The sequence below is a fragment of the methanotrophic endosymbiont of Bathymodiolus puteoserpentis (Logatchev) genome (genome assembly GCF_900128525.1).
Lineage (GTDB): Bacteria > Pseudomonadota > Gammaproteobacteria > Methylococcales > Methylomonadaceae > Methyloprofundus.
In genome coordinates this window covers 1-4,849 of record NZ_FQTQ01000006.1, presented here as the reverse complement: position 1 = coordinate 4,849, position 4,849 = coordinate 1, and the positions used below count along the sequence as shown (strand labels likewise).

Below are 4,849 nucleotides of genomic sequence, written 5' to 3'. Positions count from 1 at the left end.
GATTCCTATTTCTCAACTCAAGTTCACGGTATTGCCCGTCATCATCCTTTTTTTTATATTCTTTTAGTGCCTTCTCATTTTTAGGTATTTCATACAGTGACTGATAATCTGGCTTAAGACTATATACCAGTATATATTCATATGTTTTAGCTAGAAATTTATCTAATGTTCGACCTCTAGGATTGGTTTGGGCAACTATGTTGGCTATAAAATTTTCTCTTCCATAGACTTCATCTAAGAGTAATTTTAGATACGCTTGCTCGTTATCATCACAACTAATAAAGATAACGCCATCATCTTTTAGTAGCTCTTTGGCAGTTTCCAGCCTATTTTTCATGAAAGTTAGCCAAGTAGAATGATTAAAACTATCGTTATAACCAAAGCCATCATTTCCGGTGTTATAAGGAGGATCTATATAAATCAGTTTTATTTTTCCTGCATATTGCTTTTTCAAAGAGTGTAAAGCCAGCAGGTTATTCCCTTTGATAATTAGGTTATCATCAGGGCTTATATTTTCTACTTTATGCTCCCCGTCTTTATCGTATTTTTTAAAATTACCCAATGCCTTTGGAGCAAGCAAGCGGTCTATTTCATCAGGTGCAAGGGTTTCATTCCAAAATATTTCTTTGCGTTTTTGATCTTCTTTAGTTTGCCCACCTTCCAGCACACAATCCTTATACGCCCAAGAAAGCACAACTTCTTTGCTTTCGGTTAAATATTCTCTATCAGCGGTTAAACCAATTTTATTTTTAAATGCGGTATAGCTATCAGGTAAAAATTGTTTGTTACTAACAAAGCTTTGAAACGCCACTTTATCAAATACTAACGCCTTACCTATTTCTTTGAAAAAATGCTTCTTAATTGACTCGTTACCAAGTAATAAAGAAATTAATCCTTCATCCATTGCAAGAGCAAGTTCTACAACCTTATTTTTTACTAACCTACCCTCAATAATCAGACGTTCATCATTTTTAAGTGTACCGATTAATTCTTTTAATAAATTTTGCATACCTGTTTTATATGTCCCTTATTTGATGGTGCTTTAGTCTATCTTTTAGGTGAGGATAGTATATTAAATATAGGTAATCTATAGTGAATAGATGCCTAATGAATAGCTTACTTATGGTATTTTATGTCGCCCTACCCTATTCAGCCACCTTTTTAGGCGGTGTTTTTGCGGTTCTTTTTGCCGCTGGTTTAGTTGCAGCCTTGGCAATCTCGACAAGTTCGCCTTGCAGCTTGGCATAATCGGCTTTAAGGCTGATTAATTGATGATCTTTTTCTTGAAGCTTTGCAACATAACCCGCATTTTCAGCCGTAATTTTAACCGCTTTTTCTTGTGCTTCATCCACATTTTTTTGTAGCTCCACCGCTTTTATATTCGCTTGCTCTAATTCTCTTTCCAGTCTTGAGACTTCCCCCGCATATTCGGACAATTCGGCCTTTGCTTTGGTGATGGCTTCCCCTGCTTCATGCTGGATGCGTTCGACAGATTCCCCCGCCAGAGTGGACGCAGCCGCCCAGACATCAAAAGCTGCCTTGTGCATGGCAGTCGTGACACTATCGGGCATTTGCAGCAATGGCGCAGAATGTGCGGCCTGTTCTTCACGCCAGAGCTTGACCATATCGCCCACAGTAGAGAAAGAACCGCCAGTAATGCCTATTACAGCGTTTACAGTTACGTTTTTATTATCGCCCTGTAATTGGTCACATGCCGTATTAACCGCCGCTTGTATCACCTTGCTTTTGCGTTCCATAATTCCACCAGTTAGATAGTAGGGAGTAGTAGTAATATTACTACAATATACTACAAAAAGATAGGATTATTTTCCTTACTTAATTATCTAATTACTTACTTATACAATTAAAACTGTAAATACATTTTTATGTGTTTACTTCTATAATTTTTTAATGTTATACTTTCTTATGTACTTAATTATGTAATTATATAAAGGTGTAAATATGACTAAAGTTATAGCAATTTTGAACCAAAAGGGCGGGGTGGGAAAAACGACCATAGCCGCTAATATAGGCGTTTCTATCGCTAAGAGGGGGCATAGTGTCCTTATGGTCGATAGTGACCCACAAGGCAGCCTAAGAGATTGGAGTGAAGCAGACGAGGGCGAAGGCTTAACAGTCATAGGGTTAGACCGTGAAACACTAGCAAAGGATATAGAAAGCGTAAAAGCCCCTTATGATTTTGTCATCATTGACGGCAGAGCCAAAGCCGAAAAAATGGCAGGGGCAGCAATTAGAGCCGCCGACCTTGTTTTAATACCTGTTGCACCGTCTGCGCTCGATATATGGGGGGCTTCCGATATAACCGAAGCGATAGCCGCAAGGCATGAAGTTACAGAAGGTAAGCCAGCAACTCGCTTTATTATTAATGCAGCGACAAAAAATACAAAATTAATTGAAGAGATTAGGCCAGCAACACAAGAAAGCGGCTTTAATCCTTTAAATACTGTTTTATATAGTCGGGAAATTTACAAGCAGACAATGGGGGACGGCTTGACCGTTCACAGCGCAAAAAACGCCGATGCACTGGAAGAAATAGAAAACTTGACCACTGAAATTATGGAGATTTTGAATAATGAAAGCTAAACCAACACGCAAAGAATTAACGCCTAAAGAACAAGTAATTAAAGAAGCAATGAAAATTGATAGTGGCGAAACGGTTACTATGACTTTTAAAGTCCCTAAAGAATTACAGCAGGGCTATAAAATGAATGCTTTAAAAAAAGGTGAGACTATGACGGAAATTTTTATTAAACATATGAAAGAATGCTTAAATAATTAAATACTTATGAAAGTAAATACTTTTTTAATTATTTAATTAAAGGTTGAAAGTGAACCGTGAACCGAAGCGATAAAGGTTCAAATTATGACTAAAAAATCGAGGAATTAAACCAATGATTTTTTTGCGTCCGCTGCCAGCCATGGAGAGCGAATGCGAGAGCTGGTAGTCCGCGATAGCCGTAGGGCCGTTGTTTTGTCGGAGTCTGAGCGGTAGCGAAGGTGGAGACAAAATAAAAGGCTATCCGACACGGCGTCAAGTCATTTGGAGCCTATGTTCCGACCCCTTGTTGGGTCGGGACGAGGTGACGAGGACGAATCGGGGCGCCGAAGGCATTAGCAGTCGCGTTAAGTTTTTGCTGCTTGCTTGGGCAGGGATGCCCAAAACAAGCTTTCGCAAAAATAGCGACTCCCCGCTTAATAATATACAGGTTGAGGAACACAGGGAAACGCTATTGTTTCCCTATTACGAGAAAGGCCAGCACATGACCAAGAAAAAACCACCACCGAAGAAAATCCCGCCAAGCAAGGCAATTAAAAGCCTTCAAATGGATTTGTTTAGTCACTTTGTCACGAATGATAAAGACAGCGTATCGAATACGGTTGAACTTTGGGAGAGCATACCCAAGTATTTTTTTACGCCGCAGCAGGTGGAGAAATTACGCACACCAACAGGCCACGCAGACCCCTACGAACAGCCGTATAACTATCAAGGTTTAGATTGCACTGTAACCATTCAACCCGCTTTGATTAAACAGGAGGATGGCGGTTATAAGGCATTTTTTCCAAGTGTGACCGAGGAACTAATAGAGGAAGCTTTAAAGAAAATCCTTACAGACCAAAATTATTCTATTCACGACCCCGCCAAATCTGAAACATGGGTAAAATTCACCTTATATATGGTTCAAAATGAACTTGCTAAACGCGGGAAAAGCCGCAATGTTTCAGAGATAAAGCAAGGCATCCAGATAATGAACCGTTGTGTATTGACGCTTTCAAAGGGCAAAAAAGAGCTATGGGGCGGGGCAATATTGCAAGACCTTGTAACGGTTGACCGTGAGGAATATATAGAGGATTCCAGCGCGTTACATGCCGCACGGCTACCACTATTTATATCTCATGCAATCAACAAGCTGGAATATAGGCAATATAATATAGATCGTCACATGAGCCTTAAAACCCAGCTTTCAAGATGGCTTTATAAGCGTTTTGTTCATCGCTACAAGCAAGCCAGCATGATTGATACTTATCATTTTATGTATTCAGCGGTTAAGAAAGAAAGCCGCTATTTAGAAGGTAAGGCCGAGCGAAACAACCGCTTAAAAATGATTAAAGCACTGGAAGAGCTAAAAGGGCAGGGTGTTTTAATGTCTTATGAGGCCGAGGAAGTCAGAGAAGGGCGAAAAGTGATAGATGTTAAATATACGGTTACGGCTGCACTTGATTTTAGAACCGAACAAAAAGCCGCCAATGCCGCGCAGAAAAAACGCGGGGTTGCGCTTGTGGATAAGTCAAAATGAACATGTGGGTATGCCGTGCAGTTCGTCAAAAAACATGTGGGTATGCCGTGCAGTAACATGTGGGTATGCCGTGCAGTTGGGTTTTTTACCCTGATTATGTTAAAAAAAAGGACTTGCTGCACCGCACAAACATATAGGTATGCCGTGCAGTTCGTCAAAAAACATGTGGGTATGCCGTGCAGTTGGCTTTTTAGGGCTGGATTATGGCAAAGAAACATATGGGTATGCCGTGCAGTTAGCACCTAACATATGGGTATGCCGTGCAGTTAAAACGCGATTTATCTTATATCTAATTGATTTTAAACAAAATTAAATTGTGGATAAATCCCTAACCTTTCCTTCTATTAACCTTTTATATTTAACCTTGTAAAAGCGGGTTGTGGATAAATTGAATTTTAACAAACCGAAAAAGTAAAAAATCGTGATTAATCCGATAAAGTAAGTTTTCAATCAAAAAACACAAATACAGGCTAGGCAACCTATTAAAAAGGCTATCGAGTGGAAAATGAAGCCCGTACAGAGCAAGCGGGGAG

Annotated in this window: 5 protein-coding genes; 3 read left to right on the top strand and 2 right to left on the bottom strand. The window is 39.7% G+C overall.

Features of this window, described 5'->3' with window-relative positions; genetic code table 11:
- Nucleotides 1–1,009 (bottom strand): DNA methyltransferase (locus tag BQ7314_RS00135; protein WP_245394863.1); only part of this gene is annotated, 1,009 nt, incomplete at its 3' end.
- Nucleotides 1,010–1,145: 136 nt separating this feature from the next.
- Nucleotides 1,146–1,757: a DNA-binding protein gene (locus BQ7314_RS00130; protein WP_174481680.1), complete on the bottom strand. Its 612-nt coding sequence runs from the start codon at nucleotides 1,755–1,757 to the stop codon at nucleotides 1,146–1,148.
- 205 nt (nucleotides 1,758–1,962) lie between these two features.
- On the opposite strand from BQ7314_RS00130, the gene parA reads away from it, so the two are divergent.
- From parA to BQ7314_RS00115, 3 genes are all read left to right on the top strand, one after another.
- Nucleotides 1,963–2,604 carry a ParA family partition ATPase gene (gene parA, locus BQ7314_RS00125; RefSeq protein WP_174481679.1) on the top strand — a complete coding sequence of 214 codons (642 nt, stop codon included), beginning with the start codon at nucleotides 1,963–1,965 and terminating at the stop codon, nucleotides 2,602–2,604.
- Complete coding sequence (locus BQ7314_RS00120; RefSeq protein ID WP_174481678.1) at nucleotides 2,594–2,800, top strand: cupredoxin domain-containing protein; 207 nt, start codon at nucleotides 2,594–2,596, stop codon at nucleotides 2,798–2,800. Before parA ends, BQ7314_RS00120 begins: the two co-directional genes overlap by 11 nt.
- A gap of 481 nt (nucleotides 2,801–3,281) precedes the next feature.
- On the top strand, nucleotides 3,282–4,316 hold the full coding sequence (locus tag BQ7314_RS00115; protein WP_174481677.1) for a hypothetical protein: 1,035 nt from the start codon (nucleotides 3,282–3,284) through the stop codon (nucleotides 4,314–4,316).
- Nucleotides 4,317–4,849 lie beyond the last annotated feature (533 nt).

Coding starts and splice junctions, on each gene's coding strand:
- BQ7314_RS00120 (WP_174481678.1), top strand. CDS start 2,594: ATGAAAGCTAAACCAACACGCAAAGAATTAACGCCTAAAGAACAAGTA.
- parA (WP_174481679.1), top strand. CDS start 1,963: ATGACTAAAGTTATAGCAATTTTGAACCAAAAGGGCGGGGTGGGAAAA.
- BQ7314_RS00115 (WP_174481677.1), top strand. CDS start 3,282: ATGACCAAGAAAAAACCACCACCGAAGAAAATCCCGCCAAGCAAGGCA.
- BQ7314_RS00130 (WP_174481680.1), bottom strand. CDS start 1,757: ATGGAACGCAAAAGCAAGGTGATACAAGCGGCGGTTAATACGGCATGT.